Below are 24,956 nucleotides of genomic sequence, written 5' to 3' on the forward strand. Positions count from 1 at the left end.
TATATTTACAAACCCAGGCAATTGAAGTAAATAAAAAACCTGTAAGTGTTATTATCGTTGTTATAAACATTATTTATTTAGATTGTCAATCAATACTATTGAAATTCATCCTTCTATTGTTCGTATAAGCATACGACATTAGTGTAGAATATATATTTCGTAAATTTAACAACATCTGTCAACTTCCTATTATAGTATTTATATATTTTACATTATTTAATATAAATTGGTATAAATACATACTAATATACAATATATATAGGAAACGTTCCCGAAAAATGTATTTACAATTTATAGATATTATGTTATTATACAAACATTAAATCGGAAACGTTTCTGAAAATATTGTTATAGGACGGTGTAATTCATATGCATAAAAATTGGATTAGAGTTGCCACTCTACTGTTGGTTGTAACTATAATCGGGCTCTTGTATGGATATCGACAAGTTATCTGGCCTCAGACCGAGAAAGATTCATTTAATCCGGAAGCTGTTGCTGAAAAAGCTGCCGAAATGCGAGCTTTAACGAACTCCCCTTCTATACTTCAATTCGTTAATACCTATCAAGATCTAGGCATTATCGACGCCCATAATCATGACGCCAGTGGTTTACGATACTCATCAATGATGAGTACCTGGGATGAGTATCACATAGAGAAGGTAGTATTGTTTGGGGATACCTCAGAGCCAAGTGCGATGAATACAGATTCAATCGCATGGGACGTCTATCAACAATATCCCGACAAATTCATCCCATATTTCTCTGGCTTTGACCTACATAGCGCTCAAAGCCTCGATGTGATCAAAAATAATCTTGAAAAGGGCTATTTTGGTCTCGGCGAAATAGTAGCAGCTTCAACATATTCACCTATGACATCGAAGGCTGCTTGGAAGGGGAAACATCCTATGGACGGTTACCTACCTCAGATCTATGATCTAATCGCAAAATATAAGGCTCCGATTCTTTTGCACATTGATCCCGCCAATGGTGAGCCTATCGACAAACTAGAACAAGCACTGGACGAACACCCGAATACCATCTTTATTTTCGGACATATTAATGCATACAACACGCCCGCCGAGGTTGAAAGGCTGATGGAAAAACATCCAAACCTTTATGCCGATTTCTTCGCAGGCTTCTCCGTTTATAGCCCAGATAGCGGCAATCATCCGGAGGAATTCATTCCAGTTATAAAGAAATACTCCGACCGTTTCATGCTGGGCACTGACTCTGGTTATGGCATAGGCGGTGGTGAAAAAAAAGCCATTCAAGCTATGTATCAGATCTTGGATCTGTTGGATGATCCGGTCGTTGCTCGGAAGGTCGCTCATACTAACCTGATGAACCTGATTCAGGCGCAGCCGGCAACACAAACACAATTGAAAGCGATCCATGAGTTGGAGCAAGTTACAGGAAAGAAGTATGATGCCAAGAGGCTTACGAAGCTTGAGGCAGGTCAAATTTTGGCAGAAGCCGGAAAAAGGTGATAACGATTAGCGCGACGATTCACGATATTGCAAAACGCGTTGGTATAGCAACGAGTACCGTATCCCGTGCTCTTAATGGTAGCTACGGAGTACATCCAAACACAATAGCTAAGGTTCAAAAAGCGGCAGCCGAGCTAGGCTATGTTCCGAATCTTGGTGCTAAACAATTGGTAACCCGTAAGAGTGGCCTAGTAGGTGTTTTTGTGCCTGAATTCGATTATGAATCGATTCGTGATGCTGACGATGTTCTTCCGTCGGTTCGGAAAGCATTACGTTTATACCATAAAGACATGTTGATTTTCTCCGTTCCCTTCTACGATTACCAGCCGAACAGTTTAAATGAATGGGTACAGATGCGTAATCTGGAGGGTTGTCTATTCCTGCAACCTTTCTCAAAGGAGCACCTGATTATGAAGGAGGCATTGAAGCTGAAGATTCCTTCGGTGAATCTCGGCTCTAGTTTAGGACCGAAATGCTCCTTGGTGGCATCTGATGATTATGAAGGCGGTAAGATGGCCGGGACTTTTCTTGCGGCACAGGGTCACTGCATCATCGGCTATGTAGACGGCCCGGTAGGATTGGACATCTGTAAGGAACGCTATAGAGGGTTTTGCGAAGGACTTCATTCTGCTGGAGTTGAACACGATGCCGCACTGGTTGAGACAGGTAATTTCAGCGGGGCCAGTGGAAGAATGGCAGCAGCAGCCTTGCTACAGAAGTCTTCTCAATTGACGGCAATATGCTGCGCAAACGATTTAATGGCTATGGGAGTTTTACTAGAGTTGTATAACAACTCGATCTCAGTGCCGGAAGATATCTCAGTAATAGGTTATGACGGTACCTTCTTCTCTGAATACACCACCCCTCCCCTCACAACGGTTCGCCACAATTACGAATCTATCGGTAATCGAGCCGCCGATCTCCTTGTCGAACTGATGAATGGCGGTTCTGGCAAGTCAGTTCGTTATATGCCGAGACTTATTATCAGAGATTCGGTAGGTAAACCAAATAGAAAGGATTAGAGGATTCATCCTTTCACGATTCACTCAGACCATTTAGGCACTTGTGTTTCTGTGTGCAAAAATCGCCCGAAGGGACTTACGAGGGAGACCAGTCTCCCCGTGAGTCCCCACTGGCTCTCCCAGCGGGGCTGACTAGCGATGCCAAATGTTTTTGGTCGGAGGTGTTAGTATTTTTGCCGGCGAGAAATGAATTATATAACAAAAAAAGCCGCAAATGAAATGCGACTTTTGTCTTATAAGTATACATTTTTTATTATATAACTTTTCTAATATTCTATAACATTATAGAATATCTATAATACCGATGAATACTGGGCTTTTAAACAATAATTTATAACTAGAAATAATTTTCTATATCTTCACTATGATAAGTTTCTCTCTATATCATAACACAAAATTGTTGTAGAAAATTCTGGATTCTAGTTTTTAAGCATTGTACAGTATTGTTATAGAAAAAGTATATTTATTCTATTTTAGACTGCTTATACTGGCAACAATTCTTAATCGCTCACTCAAATCTAACAAGCATGTAGAAGAGTTTTTGCAACAGAACCCTGTTCCATTGCTTACCGATTAGGCAAAATCTTAACCGCTTATTGATATTTTACCATCATCTTTAAGATATGGATCTGTCAATGGATCAGCAACCTTCAATTCCAAGTAATTCTCCTTCTGGACAAATAATTTTAGTATAATTTCTATCAAAACTAATATCAAAATGGCTTTTCTACGGCTTAATAATTGTATTCGGCAATACCAAATCCACATTCTGAAATCAATACTTGCATCTGCTTTGTTAAATCATACCTCGGCACAAGGATTAAAAGAATTTTAGCACTTGTACAATTAATCAAATGTATTATGAAAAAAATAAACAATAAATGTAACATATAACAAAAAATCAAGTAATTTAAATAGATAACTATAATTAACAAATATGTAATATTCTTTTTTTATGGTAAAATATTCAGTGATAGAAAACTACATTATTTTTAGACCAAATATTTGCTTATGTTCCGTTAAATTAAGTAAACAATAAAAAGGGCTAGGTGATCGAGTATGAATATTAAATCAGAGAAAAAGAAAATATTAAAAACAATTTATCCGCCAATAACATCATATCCTACTCATGCTAATATTCTTTCAACAGCATTGATAAATGATGAATCAATAATATGGTTCTATGATTATTATATACAACTATTTGCCGGTAAAGATTTATCTGAAAATTGTTATGTTGATTTCTTTGCACCTATTGCATGGAAATGCTGTCCATGGATTCATTATCAAAGAATAAACAGGGAATTTATTGAAAACAAGTGGTCCTCAATATGTGAATTTTTGGTTGACTCTATCGATTCAGGTTACTATGCCTTTCTATACTTAAATCAATTCTATATTTCTGACTTTCCGTGGGCTTACCAATCTAAGAACTTTATGCACGATACATATGTTTTTGGTTATGACGCTCAAGAAGAAGTTTTTTATACCGCTGATTTCTACAAACATAAATATGGACATGCAAAAGTGAATTTTACAGAAATGGAAAAAGCATTCTCTACAACCAACTTGAGCAATATTAATGACTTCTTGCAAGGCATTGTTTTAGTAGCACCAGTAAAATATGAAAAATATAATTTTAACATAAAGCGTACAATTTCATTCATTAATGATTTTTTGAACTCAGAAACAGGCTTAAAAAGCTACACTGATGGTTATCGACATGATGTCGAACAAAACAGTACTGAGTTTTGCTTCGGAATGGATGTTTATAAGCTATTAGAGGATTTCCTTACATTACTATCATGCGGAAATTCATGCAAGGATTACCGACCATTCAATGTTCTTGTTGATCACAAAACATTAATGCTTATGAGAATTGAGTACCTTGGTGTAAATGGCTATTTAAAAAACTGGAAAAATATTTATATGAAATATGAAGTAATACGAAAGAATACTATAACACTTCATAATATAATATTGAAAATTTTTGTATCAGGGAATATGGGAAAAATAGAGAATGCAATAAATCTTATAAGACAGATAGCTGTTGATGAGAAAGTAGCTTTAGAAATGATAATAGAAAATTCGTCATAAGGGCATTTCCTTTTCTATAAGTAAAGTTAAATGCCCTTACAAAATATGTCCAGTATTTATAGGTAACCGCAAAATAAGAATGAATCCTCACTAATTATTTTTGTGCAGGAAATTTATTAATAATTCCCAGCAAATATTGCTTGATTAATGAAAAATCCAATGCTGTTATTTGACCATCTCCATCAACATCGGCAGCCAGTTTGCCCTTTGACTCAGGAAAATCGGATATCTGGCCAAGTAGATACCGTTTATGTAATGAATAATCTAGTGCATCAATCACGCCACTTCCATCAACATCACCATACATTATAGCCGGATCGGTGGAGCTTGTTTGAACTTTTAATACCACCGCACCATGGGAAGGTACATTGGCTGTATACCCGGTGTTAAACGTGTCGCAATCCTTATGCTCCCAAAGATCACGAACAGTAGCAGGACCATCGGCAAGCTTAATATCTCTCCAATTGACTGTGATATCTGCCGAAGCGCCTCCTCGATTCAAGAGGATAACTGCCTTGGTAGTACCATCTACCCCCAGCGGTTTACACCACACTTCAAGTTCGCCTGAAGTACTTACCTTTGTACCTTGCACCCCTGCAACGTCTTGGTCAATAGCAATAACTTCTTTGTTGGTAAGAATTTCTTTGGTAGCAGGAGTCATATTCCTAATATCATTTCCTGCAATAAGTGGAGCTGCCATCATGCACCACATGCTGAAATGCGCTTTGTATTCTGTATCTGACATTTTACCATTACCAACCTCCAACATATCCGGATCATTCCAATGGCCCGGACCTGCGTAAGCGGCTGACTTGGAGTTTTCATCAATATTCTTTGTAATACTTCCCCAGTTGTCACTAATATCTCCTGTTGTTCTCCAAGAATTACCGCAATCTATTATCCATGGACCCGCAAAATACCAGCAGCATATGCTGTAGAAAATAGGTCTTCCTGTTTTCAAAAGAGCATCCCGCATTTTTTCGTAGCCTGCCTGCAGATTACTATCTGAAGCACAGTTATCATATTTCAAATAATCTACACCCCATTCAGCAAAAGTTTTAGCATCTTGTTCCTCATACCCCTGACTTCCACTCTGGGGAATATTGCAGCAGGTGGTTACTCCCCTATCACCATAAATTCCAAATTTTAACCCTTTTGAATGAATATAATCTGCCAGAGCTTTCATACCGTTAGGAAAACGTTTGGGATCCGGAATAAGTTTTCCATTAGCGTCACGAGCTGGGTTTGCCATCCAATTATCGTCAAGATTGACATACTCATAGCCTGCATCCTTCATTCCTGTTGTAACCATAGCATCTGCAATTTGTTTAATCTTATCTTCATTGATGTCACCTCCAAAGATGTTCCAACTGTTCCAACCCATGGGTGGAGTCAATCCCAGACCGTTGTTCAGGGCCAGCACTTGATTGCCATTTTGGACAGATGACGGAAATGGTGAGATAAACACCACTGTCAAAATTGCCAAGGCGATAAGGCGTTTTATTTTTTTCATTAAAATTCCCTCCTAAAATAATAATTTTCTAAAAAATTGAAAATCATCCCTTAAAGTATTTTATTGCAAATTTACCTACTGTTTGTGTTGCAGTCCAATCAAATACAAAGCCAACAGGGCACCAACTACTGGTATCATTTTTGTAAAACTAATCAAAGACTTTTCTCCGGCCTTAGTAATAACTTTTCGTCCTACTACATAACACTGGCTTCTCATTATAACAAGCCAGACTTTATCAACTTATCATATTTGCAAATAAAAAGCTTAGATATTCGGAATCTTGAACCTGACTTTTAGGTTTATAAGCATATTCGTTACCAGCATTTCGCACCAACAGTAAACCAACCGCTGGTGCGCTGCTCTGTACATGCAATTTTACCCGTAAATTATATTAATTAATATACGGTAATTTATCAAATTTCCCTAGCAAATACCCTTTCAGAATTGCTAAATCAATAGCATTTATTTCACCATCCATATTCAAATCTCCAACAAACATTTTGTCCAGTACTGGAAAACATTCTATTCTACCCAGCAAATATTGTTTTAAAAACGCAAAATCAATGGCGTCAACTGTTTTGTCTCCGTTATAATCACCTACTATTTCTACTTCAATTGGTGTTTCTGCCACTCCTTCTAACGTTGGAATTACTACCTTCATTAACCCGGTGTTGGTATCAAACTCCACTTTATCAATACAGGTCTCCCTATGATAAGCAAGTCCACTACTATATTGACCCAATGGTGTTACAAACCTGTGGTAAGAGATATAATACTCATCCTTGTTTGGAATCTTTATTATTGATTGATGTCCGGTTCCAAGAATATTGTTGTTTGGATTCTTTGATAAAACCGTGTACTGATATTGAATTGGCCCATATAAACTGTTTGAGGTACCATAGTTCACATGATAGTTTTCACTACCTGTATCATCACATGACCAAGTGAAATGATACAGACCGTTTCTCTTAATAACTGTAATTGATTCTCTGAAATCAGTAGCACCACTCAGGTTTTTCATAGACCCTGATTTAAAACTTATCATATCCTCATTCAACTGAACGATAGCAGGTAATCCATTGCCAAAAAGCAGATAAGAAGTTCCGTCATCATCTGTAAAGACTGACGGGTCTATAGTCTGACTTACTGTAACACCATTTTCCAGATTCTCAGGTGTGATTAAAGGCGATTTCTCTGCTATAAACGGCCCTGTCGGACTATCCGAGGTTGCAACTCCAATGCAGGATTTACCATCTGAACGCTTTGCACAGAAATAGAAATAATACTTTCCCTTCTTCCCTTCAATAGTTGGTGCCCAAGCACTTCCTACTGCCCAAGGAACATCCTTCCCCACTCCTGCATCCATGATAACCCCCTCATCTATCCAGTTAACCAGGTCTGATGATAAAAATGCATGGAACTGCGTTCCGCTCCATCCTGAATATCCGTCTGTTGTAGGATAGATATAAAATTTATCTCCAAATACATTGATGTCTGGGTCAGCAAATTGTCCTCCCAAAACCGGATTATTGCAGAGCACCCCTTCTACCGTCCATTCCTGTATACTCTGATCCGGCATTTTTATTTTAATCGAAACTGGCTGTGTCAAGTCTACCGGTTGCCCGATTGTTCCGTCTATTGTACAGCCACTTGATAACTCATATGTTAAAGGCACTGATGAGATTTCCTTTACAGTACTGTTACTGCGGCTGAAATATACTGTAGCCTTTTTACTTGCCGAATCACATTTAGTTGCTATAATACTGTAGCCTGCTGCAGATGCTCCTTTTATAATGTTTTCTTCTATTATTTTTGCTTTAACCTTTACCTTTGACAATACTTTTCCGTCTGCCATTGGAGCTCCGAAGTTGGGAGTACCGTCGCTATTCCAGAACAATTTCTGAACACGGGTATGCCTGCCCGCATCATATAGGGGTTCATAGCTGCTGCTGATATACTTTTCTTCCTGTCGGGCGTGGTATACAAGAATATCTTCACTACCATCCTCCGACACTGTAAATGTATTGTGCCCCGGTCCATATTGGCCTGCTGCCGTATTGAAGGTCATTACCGGATGCGGTGTCTTCACCCATGAACTCGGATTCAAAAGATCGCTTGTATCCGAGGCTGTAAGAAGTCCAAGACAATACAGAGCATCTGTACCACTAGCGGAATAAGAAATGAATATTTTGCCGTTTCTCTTAATAACGCTTGGCCCCTCATTCACCTTGTAGGCATGAATCTCCCAATCATATTGAGCTGAGGCAATCTTGACTGCATTAGTATCAATTGTATATGGATCTTTCATTCTTGCAATATATAAGTTTGAATTGGGGTCATTCTGCGCCCAGACCATATACAGATTCCCATTATGCTCGAAAACAGTTTCATCCAGAGAGAAACCATTAAAAGCCATGTCTGAAGAATTAGTCTTCTTAACAAGTCCCTTGTCCTGCCAGTTTTCCTTTACCATTGGATCCAGATTTCCCGGGCACATTAAGACATGTGGACGTATTTGCCAAACATCGGTGCTGGATATGGTAGTTGTATAGTAAATGTACCAGTTTCCGTTAATAAAGTGTATTTCCGGTGCCCAGACATGGGGGCTTTTGTTTCCACCTAGTGGAGCCTTTGTATATATTACCTTTTCCGTCCCAGTGGCAAGGCCCTGAATTGTCGCTGCTTTTCTAAGTACTATCCGGTCATATTGGTACATGCCTACATTGTTGTGTCCGTTTGAACCATCCGTATATGAAGCAGTAAAATAGTAATTTCCGTCGGTATGTTTATAGATACATGGATCTGCCCTGTTCAATATTAAAGGGTTATCGTACTCATTTTCATATACTGTTCCTTCTACTGTTGCAGTTCCATCGGTTGAATACTGAGCCTGACTGATATCGCTCCATAATACTTTTGCATTTCCAGTTGTACCATTGCTGTAATTAACTTTCACTTTAGAAGGCAATTCAGGTATTTGACCTGCCTTACTGGTAACAGTCACATCTTCTACACTTATTATTTTTACCGGCTTGTTAGCGATGCCAAATTCATCTGCAATTTCTGTTTCAGTAAATGCACGATTATAAACTTTTACATTGTCAAAATAGCCCTTGAAGTAAGGATCTGAATAGAAGGATTTACCTAAATAAGCCAGTAGGCTTGTACCCAAATCAGACATTGATATTGATACATTATTGTTTCTGCCAAGCATTAAGCCATCCTTATAAATAGCCATACTTGTAGGTGTTATTACCAACTTGATATTCATCCACTTGTTTGCTGTAGATACAGTAGTGGCTTTTACCTCCTGCTCATTCGAGTAGGAATTTATTGTAATTGCATTTCTGCTTTCAGCATCCCGTGTTCTCAAAAACATATACTTATTTGTATCTTTCCCTACAGTAAAAGTAAAGAAATCACCCGATACTGTCACAGGCTTAATATCCATTGATATTGTTACCGTATTCCTGCCATCAAAGAAACCCTGCGGGAACGCAGCAAAGGTACCTGACGTACCATCCAGATATAACACTTGAGAGTTCATTTCAGAGTCTTTTACATAAGTTGCATTTCCATTCAAGGTACCATTACGGTTATTACCTGATGTATCAACGATTGTATTGCCTGTCTTTGACTCATCGAATTTATATTCAAGTATTGGAGTTGTCTTGGGTTCTTCAACTGGTGTCGAGCCTCCCCATTTTGCCATAATTGCATTGTATTCTGCTTGTGTTATCTGCATTACTGTTCCATGGCGTGGCCCGGACGGCAATTTATACTCGGAGGACCCCAACTTTGTAAACACTCCCGAAGAAATGTCTGTAGAAACCATTGGATAGTAACCACCGCCTCCATAGTTATCTAATAGCAGACACCACTTATTTTGACCGTTAAATTTGAATATTGCCGGCCCTTCAACACCTTTCTGGCTTCCAACACTGTCTGATGCAACCGACACAAACTCCTTATTCAACAATTGGTCACATTTATCTATTATTATATTCTTGTTTACCTCGTCTTTTGAAAACCTGTAATACATACCTTCATGTTTAATCATAGTTGCATCTATTACATCAGAAGTTCTGTCTATATAAACCTTTGGCTCTGTAAAGGTATAAAAGTCTCTTGTCTTTGCAATGTATATCCTTTGCTTACTATAGTTATCTGCTTCTATTCGTGATGCCCAAAAAATCACATACTCCCCTGTCTTTACATCAAATACAATTTCAGGAGCCCAGGTACAGCCTGCATCATCTCTTGCAACCTTAACCAGTCTTTCTTTAGACCAGTTTACCAAATCATTGGATTCCCAAACAACAACCGATTTACTTCCGGCTGTTTGAGCCGCACTCCAACCGGCACCATTTGCTATTCTCAGATCGGTTGCTACCAAATAGAATTTATCCCCATCAGGAGATCTTAAAATAAATGGATCACGAACACCCTTATCTCCAACGGTTGAAGTTAGCACCGGATTGTTTCCATTGAGTTCATTCCAATGAAGTCCATCGGTACTTGAAGCAAAGTATATCTGTTCTGCATCAGATCTGGCAGTGCCATTAAAATATGTAAAGAAATATCCCTTATAATCTGATTCACTTATAGTTTTCGGTTTCGCCTTAACAATAATTGTCAAATCTGCCGTACCCGTTGCCGTTCCATTAGTCAGGTGAGCCGTTAAGGTTACCTGAGTGTCTGTATAAGGTCTTGTAACAATACCCGCAGGTGCATTGTCATATCCTGAATTCACTACTTCAATCACATTGACAATATAAGGCTTGTCCGTTGACCAGGTTACCTTAACAGTTACTCCATCAGTAACAATTGCCGTCGGCAATGTAATATTTCCACGTATATCATCTGCATTACGAATAAGAAGCTGTTTTTTTGCATTCTCAATTGCCTGATCCTGCCCTTGCAACAATGCCTTAACTGTAACTTTAAATATTTTTGTATCACTTACACTTCCTCTTGTGATAGTTGCGGTAAGTGTTGCCTGCTTATCTGTCTACGGGTATTTAGGACGAGTTACATACCCGGTTGAAGAAACAAGACTTGTGTCGGATGACACCCAGGTAATCGTACTGCCATTTACGCCTGCCGTTGGCAAGTTGATTTTAGAAGTTACCTGACTCAAATCTTCAAGGGTTAGTGCTGCTTTGTCCATTGCAACAATATCAGCTGCGCCTCCGTTACTTAATTCTACTACCTCTGTGGCGCTGAGTGCCCTGTTGTATAGACGGAAATCTGCAACCTTGCCTTTGAAGTAATTATCAGCAGTATATGGTGCTCTTCCAATAAAATTCGCTACCGTAGACTCAATATCTTTGGGAGTATATACGACATTTGTGTTTTCAGCAACCTTCACCCCATCTACATAAAGTGTACCTAAAGTCTCTTTTTGAGTATATGTAATGTACTTCCACACCCCAGTACTAAATGTCGAGTTGACCTTAGTGTTTTGTTCGTCAGTCCAGTGAGCTTTTGCTAGCATAACCCTGTATGCTCCTGATTCCAGTAGAAAACCAAAATAATGTGCATTTACATCACTTTTTGAATCTGTCGTCGTACCGAAATTAAATACCCAGGACGGGTTGACATTTGACGGATCAACAAACACCCTGGCGCTTACAGTAGTCTCTGTCAGACCTGACAGAAGGCCATTAGGCATCTTTATATACCCTGAACTTCCATCCAATGCAACTGCACCCGATCCATTCTGAGTCGTTATCCAACTGCAATTACCATTCAAAATACCATCCCTGCCGTTACCGGAGGAATCGGCAACTTTTGTTCCGGTTCCCTCGTTAAACCTGTACCAAAGCATCAAACCTGCGTCAGCATTTGCCTTATTTGCAGGTATAAATGAAAATAGTCCTGCAACAATTGAAGTAATTAGCAAACACGACAAAATACGCATTTTAATCATTTGCTTTCCTCCTAAAACTTACTGGTTAACATAAGATTTTATGGGAGCTTCTATTTCTACAAATAGATATCATCGTCGGGTTTATACAAGAACATTTTATCATAGTTATATACATATTAGTAAATATATGTATTAATAATTTTTATAGTTTTGATGGTAATATCGGCCGAAATATTATAGCCTATCAGGGTCAGAAATGACTTAAATTATTTTAGCATTGCAAGAATATTCCAATTTCATATATAATCAAAATGATTAATTTTACAACGTGGGGTTAACATGATGAAAAATGAAATTCAGAAGAATTTTCTCAGGCAAATGACTGAAGCAGAAATCCAGCTTCACGAAGATGCAGAAAAAAGAAACAAAGGAATCTTCACTAATAAACTATTTGAACTTCGATTTTATGGGTACAAATCTGAATATAAGCCACCTAGCAAGCTTTTACGTACAGTAATTTATATTGGACTGCCAATAGCGTTTTTATTATTATTTTTAACCATTATAGACTTTGTAAAATTTATAGCAAAAAATTAAAGCAGTCTGGCAGACTGCTTTTTCCCTTACTACTTATTTCTACATTCCTTTTCCTTATCCTTATATAAGCTTTGCTTATACTTTTTATAGGCTTTTTTATATTCATCCGCAGCTTTGGAATACTCCCCATTTTTATACAGCCTGAAAGCATTTAATGAAGGTTCTAAAATCTCTATTTTAGCCTTGCTTCTGAGTTTTTCAAGCCATGTATTTAGTTTATCCGATATGGAAAATTCCCTTACAAGCAGCATTTTCTTATATTCATCTTTAGGGTGGGCTGATTTCGGCATGTCCTTGTACTGTTTGGTATATTCATCGTATTTTGTGTTGAATTCGTTTTCATCAAGACTTATTCCATACTCCTTTGCAATACCCGGAACACTCTTTAACTTTAAAATATACAGTTCAACATCTTTTTTATATTCGGCTTCTGACTTATAGTCGAGGCCTTCGCTGATACTGGAACCCTCGCCACCAGCGCCTTCCAAGCTTGGCTTTACGTATTTATTGTAATAGTCATCTATTTCTTTTTGAGTCACTTTGTAACCTGATTCATTGTAAAAATAGTTATCTGCCAGTACTTTTTTGATTACTTCTTCGAGAATCAAATCATTGATTTCTTCATCGGTTTTCTGCATCAATGAAGAGTTTCCTTTGTTTCTATCAAAGAAAATATTTTTTTCATCACGAAAAACGCTGGTTTCAACAATTTTACCGTTTACTTTCAGTGCTTGCTCGCCGAATACATAGGTTGAAGGTTTTTCTGCTTTTTTAGATATGATAAATGCAGTAGTTAAAGTGGCGAGAACAATCAATAAAATTAAACTTATCAAAATTATCCGATTTCGTTTTACAGATAACTTACCTACACTTTGCATAGTATTTCATCTCCCCTTACACAAATATATAGATAATATTACAATAAATAATAAAAATTTACAATATTATAAAAAATTAAGCCAATCATCAGCTAAAGATGATTGGCTTAATTTTTTATGATATTGCATTTAAGAGGGATAATTACAATAATTCAATAATAGCTTCTGCCATTGATTTCAGGATAAGGTTACATGAAGTTGCACCTGCATCAAGAACTCCTCTTGACCTTTCCCCAAGTCTTGCCGCTCTACCTATTTTCGCCACCATATCCCGTGTAGATTCCTTACCCTTTTCAGCTTCGACCTTCATGTTCTCCAGTGCAGCTTTAAAATCCTTTCCTTCCGCCAAAGCCGCCTTGTAACCTTCAATTGCCGGAACCAGAGTATCCATTAGAGTTTTGTCACCAACCTTTGCTTTGTCAAAAGCCTGCATGCCTTTTAGTGCACCTTCTAAGGTTGCTCTGAAAGCCTCCTTGTCTATATCTTCAACATCTTTACATGCTTTGGAAAACTCCATAAAGAAGGTTCCGTAAAGAGGGCCCATAGAACCGCCAATTTCCAGTATCAATGTTTTGCCCAGTACATTAAACCCTTCCGATAAACTGACTTCCTTACCTCCAAGCTTATTTTTTGTCATGGTGAAGCCCTTGTTCATATTAACTCCATGGTCTCCGTCACCTATTAATCCGTCAACTTCACTTAAGTAAGTCCAATTATCAATAATTGTGTTTATCACATTATATACTACTGAAGATGCTCCTGAATTTTTAAAGCTGCTCATAGTTATTACCCCTTTCAGATTTTATATAACTATTATTTAAACTGCTTCATTCCAACTGTATTTACTTCTTCGTCTACCAGTTCCTTTAATTCTTCATCAACTTTCATCAGTGTTAGGGTAGCACCCATCATTTCAAGAGAAGTAAAGTAGTTGCCCACATAGGATCTGTATACTTTGATACCCTTTTCTGTAAGTATTTCTTCAACTTTGTTGTAAAGGATATATAATTCCATTATAGGAGTAGCACCTAATCCTGAAACTAGAGCCACAACCTCATCCCCGGCAACAAAAGGATAATCAGGGAGAATAATATCAAGCATTTCCTGAGCCATCTCATCAGCTGTCTTAAGTGCTGAAACTGATATTCCGGGTTCACCGTGATGACCAATGCCAACCTCCATTGTTCCCGGCTCAATCTTGAAGTTTGAATGTCCCACTGCTGGTATTGTACATGAGGTAAGACCGATACCAACACTTCTTGTATTATCTATGGCTTTTTGTGCAGCAGTTATTACTTCATCAAGAGTTCCGCCCTTAGCAGCTTTAGCTCCTCCAACCTTCCACATTAATATTTCGCCTGCAACACCACGCCTTTTTTCCTTCTCAGTTTTAGGTGCAGAAGCAACATCGTCATTAGCTACAACAGTTTTAACTGTTATTCCTTCTTCTTCCGCAAAGGCTGTAGCCATTTTGACATTCATATTGTCTCCGGCGTAGTTTCCGTAGAGACATGCCACACCATTTCCCGAATCTGCTTCTCTCATAGCATCCAGAAATGCTTTTGCTGTGGGTGATGCAAATATCTCACCTACTGCAACAGCGTCCACCATATTTTTTCCGCAATAACCGATAAATGCCGGTTTATGCCCTGACCCTCCGCCGGTAACAACACCGACTTTTCCGGGAACAGGAGCGTTTTTATATTTAATTGTTCTTGGATTGTCTGTTTTAACAACTATATCAGAGTGAGTCTTTAAAAAACCTTCCAACATATCTTCTACACAATTGAATGGATCATTAATAATTCTTTGCATATTAAAATCCCCCTCTTTTCATTTAATATGGATTTATCTGCAGCTTTTATAAAATTCATTTTCATATTCTGATATTTTATTAACTTTTGCCTCTGAACCACCGCCGTCAAATTCACATCCCAGCCATAAATTGACCAGCTGCTTTGCAAGCTCAATTCCTATTACACGTGCTCCAAGGGTCATAATCTGTGCATTGTTGCTCTTTCTGGAACGTTCAGTTGAGAAAGAATCATGACAAACGGCCGCTCTGATTCCGGGAACTTTATTGGCAGCAATGGCCATTCCTATCCCCGTTCCGCAAATCAAAATTCCTCTTTCATGTTTTCCTTCAGCTATTGACCTGGCAACGGCAACAGCAATATCAGGGTATAGAACAGGGTCGGTACTATATACTCCAAAATCTTCAACGTCCAACCCTTTTTCTATTAATAGCTTCTTTATTACTTCCTTAAATTGAAATCCTGCTTCATCACATCCTATAGCTATTGACATTTTAATCACCTCTATTTTATTTGGTTAAACTAATTTTCTATTTTATAGTAAAGCCTCCATCAATAAGCAGGTTGTGTCCCGTAATCATACCTGCTGCACCACTACAGAGAAATGCTATCGTACCGGCAATTTCATCGGGTTCTGCAAAACGTTCCGAAGGCATTTCCTTTTTAAATGCATCTCCAACGGGGCCTTCCCATGCTTTTTTACCCAAGTCGGTAAGCACTACCGTAGGTGAAACTGCGTTAACTCTGATACCGTACTTGCCCCATTCATATGCCATTACCTTTGTCATTGCAATAATTCCGCCCTTGCTGGCACAATAGGCAACATGTTTGTCAAGTGCAATAACACCTGCTTGTGATGCCATATTAACTATAGAGCCCTTTTTACCTGCATCAATCATATATTTACCAACCGCCTGAGCCATCTTGAAGGAGGCTGTCAGGTTTATGCTTATTGTCTTATCCCACATATTATCATCTAAAGTTTCAGCACTATCCAATGCTACTATTCCTGCACAGTTTACAAGAATATCAACACTTCCGAATCTCTTTACTGCTGCATCAATAACAGATTGTCTGTAATCCGCATTTGTTATATCACCGGAAACACCTATGCAATTTTCACCCAGCTCATGTGCTATTTTATCTGCTTCAGGATTTAGATCTGCTAAAACACAATTAACACCTTTTCCTGTAAAAAAGTGTGCAGTAGCCAGTCCTATTCCTGCTGCACCTCCTGTGATTATTGCTGTTTTGCCTTGCAACGAGAAATTCAAATCTGCTCCGCAGTATTCCAACATAATTAGACCCTCCATTTAGCTACATTTTATTTATCTTGTACATTTTCAGATTATAAGGAAAGGGAGCTTTACTCCCCTCCTCGTAATCCATATTAATCGTATTATTGTGCTCTTTGCTTGAATTCTGCTACGTTGTCCTTTGTTACGGGTTCAAAATCAATCCAGTATTCTTTGTCAACATTTTCGCCTTTCGCCTTAGCAACAGCAATTTCCAATGCTTTACTTCCCTGTCCTGCACCATCCTGGAATATAGATGCAATTAATGTCCCTTTTTCTACAGCATCCAAAGCATCTGTTATACCATCAACACCGATTGTAGGGATATCCAGTTTCTTAGCTTCAATTGCTTTTCTTGCTCCAAGTGCCATCTCATCATTTTCACCAACAACAGCATCTATCTTGTCAAAAGCCTGCAACCAGTTTTCCATAACTGTCATAGCTTCTGAACGTGACCAGTTAGCTGTTTTTTCTGCCAGAACCTTGATATCAGGATATTTCTTAAGTACATTTTGGATTCCCTCGCTGCGTTCCAACTGTGCTGATTGTCCGAGAGGACCGTCAAGTATAACAATGTTGCCCTTTCCACCGAGCTTATCGGCAATTGCCTGCATTTCCAATTCACCTGCATATACGTCCTTTGAGCCAACGTAGCTAGTGAGTTTTTCACTGTCAACACGGGTGTTGACTCCGATTACCGGTATATTCGCTGCTGCTGCCTTATCAACCGCAACCGCACAGGCTTTTGCATCCTGAGGGTTTAGGATAATAGCGTTCACACCGTCAGAAATCATTGTTTCAACCTGGTTTATTTGTGTGTTTGGATCATAGTTACCATCATAAATCTTGAGTTCCACTCCCAATTCTGCTGCTTTCTTCTTTGCAGCATTTGAAAGGCGGACTGTGAATTCATTTTTCAGACTGTACAGTGTCATTCCAACAACAATTTTTTTGTCAGCTGGCTTGCTTGATTGAGTTGCCGTAGTTGTGTCTGAAGACTTAGTTTCTTCAGATTTTTTACCATTGTCAGAAGAACAAGCTGCGAAAGAGATTAGCATTATTGCAGCTACTAGCATTGCTACGAGTCTTTTCATTGTTTTCATAACTATTTCTCCTTTAAATTTTAATTTAATAATAAACCGTTTTTTTAAAAAACGGATATTAATCATTAGAACTGTTCAAGCTATCCATCATAACAGCCGCAATAATTATCAAACCTTTAATAATTAACTGCCAGTAGGATGATACTGCCATCATATCCAAGCCATTATTTAAAGCTGCTATTATAAGAACTCCGACAAGAGTTCCCCATAGTCTTCCTCTACCGCCTGCCAGGCTGGTTCCGCCCATTACAACTGCCGCAATAGCGTCAGTCTCATAGTTTTGTCCTGCCATTGCCAAACCTGAAGATACACGGGAGGTCAATACTACACCTGCCAGTCCTGCCAAGACACCTGCTATCATATATGCCGACCACTTGATCTTCTTAACGTTAATACCTGATAGACGGGCAGCTTTGGCATTTCCGCCTACACCAAAAATGTATCTTCCGTATTTAGCCTTGTATATAAGAACACTGCAAATTATGAATACTACTGCAAGGATAATAACTGGGATTGGTATAATTCCAACATTTCCTCCGCCAATTTTCAGGAATCCTTCACTTAACCCCGGTACCGGCTGTGCATTGCTGGCCAGATAAGTAATTCCTCTGGCGACGCTTAACATACCCAATGTAGCAACAAAAGCGGGAACCTTAAGCCACGAGATTACTATTCCGTTCAAACTTCCTAGTATAAACCCTACACCTAATCCAACCAAAACTGCTACAAACCAGGGAATACTTTGATTTTGGGCAACCAGTGCTGCAAATATACCGGATGCACCCAATATTGAACCCACGGAGAGATCAATTCCTCCTGTTAATACTACAAAGGTCATTCCAAGGGCAAGTAAACCATTAATGGATGCCTGCCGTAACAGATTAAAAACATTGTTTACATCAAGGAATTTTGGTTTTAATAAAGCAAAAATCAATATAACCAAAAACAGTCCAATCAATGTTGCAAATTTCTCAAAAAACTGACCTGCAGTCATTTTTCTGTAATTTTTTATATTCTCCATTTTTCATACCCCATTATCACATTTTAGATACAGCAAGTCTCATAATGTTTTCCTGTACAAAATCTTCCCTCTTAAGTTCTCCGCCTAATTTGCGATTGCTTAATACAATAATCCTGTCAGCCATCCCCATTACTTCAGGCATTTCCGAAGAAATCATTATAATGGAATTCCCCTGTGCAACAAAGTCGCACATAATCTTATAGATTTCAGATTTAGCACCTACATCAATACCTCGGGTAGGCTCGTCCAATATTAACAGTTTTGGCTTTTTTATCAGCCACTTTGCAAGAACAACCTTTTGTTGGTTTCCTCCGGAAAGAGATGATACTAACTGCTCTTTTCCTTGTGTCCTAATACGGAGAGAAGAAATCTGTTTCTGAATTACTTCATCCTCGGATTTCATGTCAATCAAACAATTCTTTTCAAAGTCCTTCATAGAAGCCAGTGTAATATTGTTTCCTACACTCATATACGGTACAAGTCCTTCGCCTTTTCTGTCTTCAGTAACAAATGCCAAACCATTCTTAATTGCTTCCACTGGCTCCTTGGGATTAAGTTTTTTCCCCTCAAAGATTATTTCACCTTCATCTGCCGGGCTAAGACCGAACAGAGCCTGCATTACTTCAGTACGGCCTGCGCCAACCAATCCTGCAATACCAAGAATTTCTCCTTTTCTGACATCAAAGTTTATATCAGAAAATTTGTTTTGAAGTGTCAGATTACGGACTTCCAATACCTTTTCGCCTATAGGAACGTGGACCTTTGGATAAATGTCGCTGAGCTCTCGCCCAACCATATTTTTAATTAGGATTTCATTATTGATATCTTTAGCTTGCCAGGAATCCACATATGCTCCATCTCTAAGAACGGTAATTTCGTCAGAAATCCTGAAAACCTCATCCATTTTATGAGAAATATATATGATTCCCTTTCCTTCTTTTCGAAGGTTATCTATTATTATGAAAAGGTTATCAACTTCTTTATCTGTAATTGCCGAAGTAGGTTCATCCATAATAATAATCTCTGCATTAAAGGAAATAGCCTTTGCTATCTCCACAAGCTGCTGGTCAGCAACCTGTAGATTCTGAAGTTTTTCTTTGGGACTAATATTATTAATATGAAGCCTGTTTAATAATTCTTCTGTTTGCTTGTAAAGTGTTCGATAGTCAACAAATCCTCCTTTTCCAGGTTCACGGCCAAAATATATATTTTCAGCTACTGTCATTCCCGGAATAGGAGACAATTCCTGGTGAATCATTGCAATCCCCAGATTTTGAGAATCTGTAGGCGAATTTATTTCTACATCCTTACCATTTATACTGATGCTTCCTTTATCACTCTTTGTTACCCCAGCCAGGATTTTCATGAGTGTGGATTTGCCGGCTCCATTCTCACCCATAAGGGCATGAACTGAACCCTTTTCCAGTTTAAAATGTACATCATGCAATACATTTACTCCCGTAAAACTCTTGCTGATATCTTTCATTTCAAGTAAGCTCAATAATCACACCTCTTTTCCCATAACCTCTATGAAGTTACTCTTATATGTTTTATGTCCCCCTTGCATTTCATGTTTTAATTATATAATTGAATTAATGGTTTAACAGGTTTACTATTTTAATATTAAGTTTGATTTTTTATGATTTAAAAAGAAAAAATACATGAACCATCATTATTCATGTATTGCTTAGTGATTTTCTCTGTGATTTTCCCGTAATTTCCTTCAACGTATAGAATTTTGCCTGTAAGAAACCGGACTTACACCGAAAGTATTCTTGAAGACCACAGAAAAATATTTGGGGTTTATATATCCACAAAGACTGCTTACCTCGCCGATAGGGATGCTTGTATCGGCAAGCATCTGTTTTGCCATAGCCATACGGATACTTGTAATATATTCATTAAAGCCCATTCCGGTACCTTTTTTGAACAACGCACTCATGTATGCTGAAGTCCGATCAAATTTTTCAGCCACTATATTTAAATTAATATCACTGGCGGCATTTTCCCTGACATACTGCAATACATCTACTATTAACTTTTTATTAGGTACATCTATACCGGCTTCATTTGCTGCCTGGTGCACCTGGTTGAGATATCTGTTTATCTCCTGTTTAAGCTGTAAAAAACTCCATAATTCAAAAAACGGAAGAGGCTTAATGATACTTTCCGTTCTTGTACTGTTATACTTTACAAGCTGACGGTCAATAGTTTTAACAAGTTGTGTATAGCTCTGCTCAATACCTGACAGAGACTGTAATGAAGGTGGTAACATAATTAGTTTTTCAAAAGAGTTAATAATTTCTGCATTTTTAATATTCTCAAGGTTATGAATTAAATTACCCCAGTCACTCTGTTCATGCCTAACTGACATAGGTATTTCCGAAAATAATTGTACATTGTTGCCAGTACGATACAATTTATAATTGGTAGCCTCATTGGCAAAATTGAAGGTTTTGTGCAATAATATGGAGCCGTAGGCCACATCACCAATACCGGCAAATACATCTATCAGTAAATACTTACGGATTAAGCTGCAGATCTTATTTAGCTCCTGTTTTACCGAAAGGAGCATTGCCTCTCTTTTAAGACCTTCAAATACAGCAACAATTCGTCCTGATTCATATTGAACTGTAATTACAAAATCCTCGCCCATTTCCTGAGTCAATACTTCATCTGCTATATTTTTTACCGCAAAATCAATATAGTCCTTGTTTCCATTATTCACCTGGTATTGAATCATGGCACAGAGTAATAACTTTTCCTTAAAGCGGACACCCAAATCATAAAGCTCCGACAGACATCTCTTTGCCTCATCAGCATCCGTGGAATCCAGCAAATTCTTAAGGAGCTTTTGTTTTACATTTTCTACGACCTTCTTATTTTCACTTTCACGAACAAATTTTTCATCAATTCTCTGTTTCTCATTGGCCAAGCTTTTTACATAACCCTCAACCATAGACACAAGTTCCTGCTTTTTAATAGGCTTAAGTACATACTCTTTAACACCTAACTTTATAGCAGATTTCGCATATTCAAAATCCGCATATCCTGAAAGAATGATAAAAGTTGGGGAATACCCTGTTTCCTTGATATTCTTAATTAAACTAAGTCCGTCACAGAAAGGCATACGGATGTCGGTAATGACAAGCTGAGGTAAATGTTCTTTACAGAGTTTAAGTGCTTCTATACCATTTTCAGCCTCATAACAGCAAATATCAATATTTGGCAACTCCCTTTTGAGTATTACGATTATACCCTTTCGTATAACATCCTCATCATCTGCCACCAATATTTTAAACATTTTCTTCCCCTCCGTTTTGAACACCTGATTCAACAAAAATGGTTAAAGTAATTTTGGTTCCGACATTTTGTTCACTCTCAATGTGCATTCCGCTTCCTGCAGGACAAATCATTTCCACACGCTGATTTACGTTAATAATGCCTATTGAGTTTTTAGACTTACTTTTATTATAAATTGATTTATTTTCTGCAATACATTCATAGATTTCTTCAAGACGTTCATTTCCCATTCCTTTGCCATTATCTTCAACTGTTATGATAAGCTTGTTTTCCTCCATAGAAACATTAACAAATATATTCCATGGGGGAAGAGAATCTTTAAAGCCGTGTATAAAGCAGTTTTCAACCAGTGGCTGAAGTATCAACTTGGGAATCATAATATTTCTAAGATTTTCGGGACACTCCATTTGATAGATTAGTCTTTTATTAAATCGCATCCTCATAATTTCTATATACTGGTCAATATTATTGAGTTCTTCACTAATCTTTACCTTAGGACTTTCCCAATGTAGGCTGTAACGCATTAAATCTCCCAAATTTGCCAGTTCGTTTGCCACTACATAATACTCGTCTATTTCGCACTGCATTCTCATATTTTCCAAGGTATTATAGAGAAAATGAGGATTTATCTGTGCCTGAAGGGCGTGTATTTCCGCTTCCTTTTGTGCCTTTTCCTTTTGGACCATTGAAATAAGCAGTCCTTGAAGTCTTTCAGCCATATGATTAAAGCTCTCTGAAATTCTGGAAATTTCATTAACCCCATCAACTTTGATACGTACATCAAATCGTCCCGATTCAATATGTGTAATCATTTTATCAATTTCTTTGAGCTTTCTGAAGAAGATTCTGGCTGCAACATTAGTAAAAACTATGATAAACACAATACTGAGAATGGCAATCAATAGCAAAAGGGTATCTACTCCTGAAGTGGAGGCAAGAATTTTCTTCTTGTCCATAACTGCAACTCTGGTCAATCCCGTAATATCATCCCTGTCATATGCAATAAGGTAATCTGCATCACCCACTGTCATATCAGATGCGCCTGATTTTTTAGGGAACTTTATAGTGGCAAATTCTTTCATGCTTTTATCATCGGAAGCAAAAACCAATTTTTGGTTGCGGTCAAAAATCAGATATTTCACTTCTGAATCCTGATTCAAAAGTTCGCTTGAATTAGCAAGCTTGCTTATTGTCATATCCACTTCTATGAGCCCGATACACTCTTTCGTACGAATATCGGATATTTTTTGATAAATAGGTAATACCAATTCTTCTTTATTTTCAAGTTCTTCATAGTTTACAAGGTTTCCTAAAGATCTGTCGTATACACGCACATTTCCATATATATGCTCACTGTTGCTTTGCATAATCTCAGAATAATAATCACGGTCGTATAATCTTTCTATGTGATATGACCAATCAAAAAATTCATCAATCTGCTTATTTGAAGAATATATAACAAGTCTGTTGAATTTATTTGTGTATACATAACGTATATTTAGAAGTTCATTTTGAACACTGTAAACATAATAATTTTTTTCGTGTGTACTTAGATTATTTTCAGGATTTAAATAATACTGGAATTCCTGACTGAAAACCAATTGATTCAGTGCACTGTTCATGTCACTTATATTGGAATTTATGTTACTATCCAGCTTTTTCAAATTCTCCTGTACCTTTTTATTTGCTTCCTCCAAAAGATTATCTCTGACAATTTCAAAATATGATGTGGTTATCACTATTGCAGGAATTATCATTATGAGTGAGAAAACAATAGTAACCTGCCATACCAGACTAAGTCTTGTAAGCTTTTTTATCAGTGTTTTCATTTTGACACACATCATCCTATCTTGATTATTTGAATTTTAATAGGTTATATTTATGATTTTATGTTAATTTTTAATTAAAAGCAAGTTATGTTAGCAAATCTACCTATAAAAAAGACTGCCCCAAAACAATTTTGAAATCGTTGTTTTGTGGCAGCCTTTTTTCATCAAATATCAGGAGAATTATCCTTGTTTTACTTCTTTTTTCCTTCCGCTGAATAAAACTGATAGCACAATACTTGATGCCAGCACAAAGAATATTATTCCCAATGAAAGTTCAATAGGGATTTTAATGTCAAACATAAGCACTGACAGCTTTACACCTGTAAATACCAGAATCAGTGCCACACCGTACTTAACATACTTGAATTTTTCATGGAGATTACCAAGTACAAAATACATACTTCTAAGCCCCAATATGGCAAATATGTTTGAAGTGTAAACAATAAAAGGATCGGTTGTTACAGAAAATATAGCAGGGATTGAGTCTACAGCGAATATAATGTCTGTAAATTCTATTAAAATCAAGACAGCAAACAAAGGTGTAGCATACAGAATTTTGTTCTTTCTTACGAAGAATTTATCCCCTTCCACCTTGTCAGTAACCGGAATTATTTTTCCAAGAACCTTTATAATCTTACTATCCTTTACCGAGTTATTATCTTCATTCTTAAAAATCATTCTTATGCCGCTAATAATGAGAATAGCTCCAAATACATAAAGAATCCAGTGGAACATATTAACAATCGTAACACCAAGTAAAACGAATATAAGTCTTAGTATCAGTGCTCCGACTATACCGTAATTCAGTACTCTTCTTTGATATTCTTGCTTTATGCCAAAGCTGCTGAATACCATAATAAATAGAAAAAGATTATCGATACTTAAGCTTTTTTCTATTACATAGCCACCTAGAAATTCCAATGCCGGTTCCTTGCCCATAAATAAGTATATTCCGGCATTAAAGGCTAAAGCCAACCCTATCCAGAACATAACCCACTTTAGTGCTTTTTTTGTAGACATTTAACATCCTCCTGATTTTAAAATTATATATAAAAAAAGACTTTTAACATAATCAGTTTAAGATTATGTTAAAAGTCTCGTTAACCGTATAGGAAACTAAGCCA

Annotated in this window: 18 protein-coding genes; 4 read left to right on the top strand and 14 right to left on the bottom strand. The window is 37.5% G+C overall.

The window, feature by feature from the left end; all coding sequences use genetic code 11:
- Positions 1–369 precede the first annotated feature (369 nt).
- The 3 genes from CLO1100_RS09285 to CLO1100_RS09295 all read left to right on the top strand — a co-directional run bounded on the left by CLO1100_RS09285 (position 370) and on the right by CLO1100_RS09295 (position 4,607).
- Complete coding sequence (locus tag CLO1100_RS09285) at positions 370–1,488, top strand: amidohydrolase family protein (protein ID WP_014313496.1); 1,119 nt, start codon at positions 370–372, stop codon at positions 1,486–1,488.
- Positions 1,485–2,510 carry a LacI family DNA-binding transcriptional regulator gene (locus tag CLO1100_RS09290; protein WP_014313497.1) on the top strand — a complete coding sequence of 342 codons (1,026 nt, stop codon included), beginning with the start codon at positions 1,485–1,487 and terminating at the stop codon, positions 2,508–2,510. The genes CLO1100_RS09285 and CLO1100_RS09290 overlap by 4 nt, the downstream gene beginning before the upstream one ends.
- Before the next feature lie 1,059 nt (positions 2,511–3,569).
- Complete coding sequence (locus tag CLO1100_RS09295) at positions 3,570–4,607, top strand: hypothetical protein (protein WP_014313498.1); 1,038 nt, start codon at positions 3,570–3,572, stop codon at positions 4,605–4,607.
- Between the two features lie 94 nt (positions 4,608–4,701).
- On the opposite strand, the gene CLO1100_RS09300 is transcribed toward CLO1100_RS09295, so the two are convergent.
- The 3 genes from CLO1100_RS09300 to CLO1100_RS21060 form a co-directional block, all read right to left on the bottom strand.
- Positions 4,702–6,120 carry a dockerin type I domain-containing protein gene (locus CLO1100_RS09300; RefSeq protein ID WP_014313499.1) on the bottom strand — a complete coding sequence of 473 codons (1,419 nt, stop codon included), beginning with the start codon at positions 6,118–6,120 and terminating at the stop codon, positions 4,702–4,704.
- A gap of 391 nt (positions 6,121–6,511) precedes the next feature.
- A complete protein-coding gene (locus tag CLO1100_RS09305; RefSeq protein WP_014313500.1) occupies positions 6,512–11,044 on the bottom strand; it encodes a family 43 glycosylhydrolase in 4,533 nt (1,510 codons plus the stop codon).
- Positions 11,045–11,131: 87 nt separating this feature from the next.
- A complete protein-coding gene (locus tag CLO1100_RS21060) occupies positions 11,132–12,052 on the bottom strand; it encodes a LamG domain-containing protein (protein WP_014313501.1) in 921 nt (306 codons plus the stop codon).
- Between the two features lie 279 nt (positions 12,053–12,331).
- Here CLO1100_RS21060 and CLO1100_RS09310 point away from each other — a divergent pair, with 279 nt between their 5' ends.
- Complete coding sequence (locus CLO1100_RS09310; RefSeq protein ID WP_242836717.1) at positions 12,332–12,589, top strand: hypothetical protein; 258 nt, start codon at positions 12,332–12,334, stop codon at positions 12,587–12,589.
- 29 nt (positions 12,590–12,618) lie between these two features.
- On the opposite strand, the gene CLO1100_RS09315 is transcribed toward CLO1100_RS09310, so the two are convergent.
- From CLO1100_RS09315 to CLO1100_RS09365, 11 genes are all read right to left on the bottom strand, one after another.
- A complete protein-coding gene (locus tag CLO1100_RS09315) occupies positions 12,619–13,467 on the bottom strand; it encodes a hypothetical protein (protein WP_014313503.1) in 849 nt (282 codons plus the stop codon).
- A gap of 142 nt (positions 13,468–13,609) precedes the next feature.
- Positions 13,610–14,248, bottom strand: coding sequence for a dihydroxyacetone kinase subunit DhaL (gene dhaL / locus CLO1100_RS09320; protein WP_014313504.1), 639 nt, complete (start codon positions 14,246–14,248; stop codon positions 13,610–13,612).
- Between the two features lie 32 nt (positions 14,249–14,280).
- Positions 14,281–15,282 carry a dihydroxyacetone kinase subunit DhaK gene (locus tag CLO1100_RS09325; RefSeq protein WP_014313505.1) on the bottom strand — a complete coding sequence of 334 codons (1,002 nt, stop codon included), beginning with the start codon at positions 15,280–15,282 and terminating at the stop codon, positions 14,281–14,283.
- A 33-nt stretch (positions 15,283–15,315) separates the two neighbouring features.
- On the bottom strand, positions 15,316–15,774 hold the full coding sequence (gene rpiB, locus CLO1100_RS09330; protein ID WP_014313506.1) for a ribose 5-phosphate isomerase B: 459 nt from the start codon (positions 15,772–15,774) through the stop codon (positions 15,316–15,318).
- Between the two features lie 37 nt (positions 15,775–15,811).
- Entirely contained in the window at positions 15,812–16,579 is a 768-nt protein-coding gene (locus CLO1100_RS09335; protein ID WP_014313507.1) for a GolD/DthD family dehydrogenase, read from the bottom strand.
- A 101-nt stretch (positions 16,580–16,680) separates the two neighbouring features.
- A complete protein-coding gene (locus tag CLO1100_RS09340; protein ID WP_014313508.1) occupies positions 16,681–17,679 on the bottom strand; it encodes a substrate-binding domain-containing protein in 999 nt (332 codons plus the stop codon).
- A gap of 58 nt (positions 17,680–17,737) precedes the next feature.
- On the bottom strand, positions 17,738–18,700 hold the full coding sequence (locus CLO1100_RS09345) for an ABC transporter permease (protein WP_014313509.1): 963 nt from the start codon (positions 18,698–18,700) through the stop codon (positions 17,738–17,740).
- A gap of 16 nt (positions 18,701–18,716) precedes the next feature.
- Entirely contained in the window at positions 18,717–20,186 is a 1,470-nt protein-coding gene (locus CLO1100_RS09350; protein ID WP_014313510.1) for a sugar ABC transporter ATP-binding protein, read from the bottom strand.
- A 237-nt stretch (positions 20,187–20,423) separates the two neighbouring features.
- A complete protein-coding gene (locus tag CLO1100_RS09355; RefSeq protein WP_014313511.1) occupies positions 20,424–22,004 on the bottom strand; it encodes a response regulator in 1,581 nt (526 codons plus the stop codon).
- A complete protein-coding gene (locus CLO1100_RS09360) occupies positions 21,997–23,832 on the bottom strand; it encodes a histidine kinase (RefSeq protein WP_014313512.1) in 1,836 nt (611 codons plus the stop codon). The genes CLO1100_RS09355 and CLO1100_RS09360 overlap by 8 nt, the downstream gene beginning before the upstream one ends.
- 180 nt (positions 23,833–24,012) lie before the next feature.
- Positions 24,013–24,852 carry a TerC family protein gene (locus CLO1100_RS09365; RefSeq protein WP_014313513.1) on the bottom strand — a complete coding sequence of 280 codons (840 nt, stop codon included), beginning with the start codon at positions 24,850–24,852 and terminating at the stop codon, positions 24,013–24,015.
- Between the last annotated feature and the right edge of the window lie 104 nt (positions 24,853–24,956).

Origin of the sequence: Clostridium sp. BNL1100 (assembly GCF_000244875.1) — a bacterium.
GTDB lineage: Bacteria > Bacillota > Clostridia > Acetivibrionales > DSM-1351 > Ruminiclostridium.

Bases quoted from the DNA above. Each gene is read 5' to 3' on its own strand.
- CLO1100_RS09325 (WP_014313505.1), bottom strand. From the start codon at position 15,282: ATGCAAAGAATTATTAATGATCCATTCAATTGTGTAGAAGATATGTTG.
- CLO1100_RS09285 (WP_014313496.1), top strand. From the start codon at position 370: ATGCATAAAAATTGGATTAGAGTTGCCACTCTACTGTTGGTTGTAACT.
- rpiB (WP_014313506.1), bottom strand. From the start codon at position 15,774: ATGTCAATAGCTATAGGATGTGATGAAGCAGGATTTCAATTTAAGGAA.
- CLO1100_RS09355 (WP_014313511.1), bottom strand. From the start codon at position 22,004: ATGTTTAAAATATTGGTGGCAGATGATGAGGATGTTATACGAAAGGGT.
- CLO1100_RS09340 (WP_014313508.1), bottom strand. From the start codon at position 17,679: ATGAAAACAATGAAAAGACTCGTAGCAATGCTAGTAGCTGCAATAATG.
- CLO1100_RS21060 (WP_014313501.1), bottom strand. From the start codon at position 12,052: ATGATTAAAATGCGTATTTTGTCGTGTTTGCTAATTACTTCAATTGTT.
- CLO1100_RS09335 (WP_014313507.1), bottom strand. From the start codon at position 16,579: ATGTTGGAATACTGCGGAGCAGATTTGAATTTCTCGTTGCAAGGCAAA.
- dhaL (WP_014313504.1), bottom strand. From the start codon at position 14,248: ATGAGCAGCTTTAAAAATTCAGGAGCATCTTCAGTAGTATATAATGTG.
- CLO1100_RS09360 (WP_014313512.1), bottom strand. From the start codon at position 23,832: ATGAAAACACTGATAAAAAAGCTTACAAGACTTAGTCTGGTATGGCAG.
- CLO1100_RS09345 (WP_014313509.1), bottom strand. From the start codon at position 18,700: ATGGAGAATATAAAAAATTACAGAAAAATGACTGCAGGTCAGTTTTTT.
- CLO1100_RS09300 (WP_014313499.1), bottom strand. From the start codon at position 6,120: ATGAAAAAAATAAAACGCCTTATCGCCTTGGCAATTTTGACAGTGGTG.
- CLO1100_RS09310 (WP_242836717.1), top strand. From the start codon at position 12,332: ATGATGAAAAATGAAATTCAGAAGAATTTTCTCAGGCAAATGACTGAA.
- CLO1100_RS09295 (WP_014313498.1), top strand. From the start codon at position 3,570: ATGAATATTAAATCAGAGAAAAAGAAAATATTAAAAACAATTTATCCG.
- CLO1100_RS09315 (WP_014313503.1), bottom strand. From the start codon at position 13,467: ATGCAAAGTGTAGGTAAGTTATCTGTAAAACGAAATCGGATAATTTTG.
- CLO1100_RS09365 (WP_014313513.1), bottom strand. From the start codon at position 24,852: ATGTCTACAAAAAAAGCACTAAAGTGGGTTATGTTCTGGATAGGGTTG.
- CLO1100_RS09350 (WP_014313510.1), bottom strand. From the start codon at position 20,186: ATGAAAGATATCAGCAAGAGTTTTACGGGAGTAAATGTATTGCATGAT.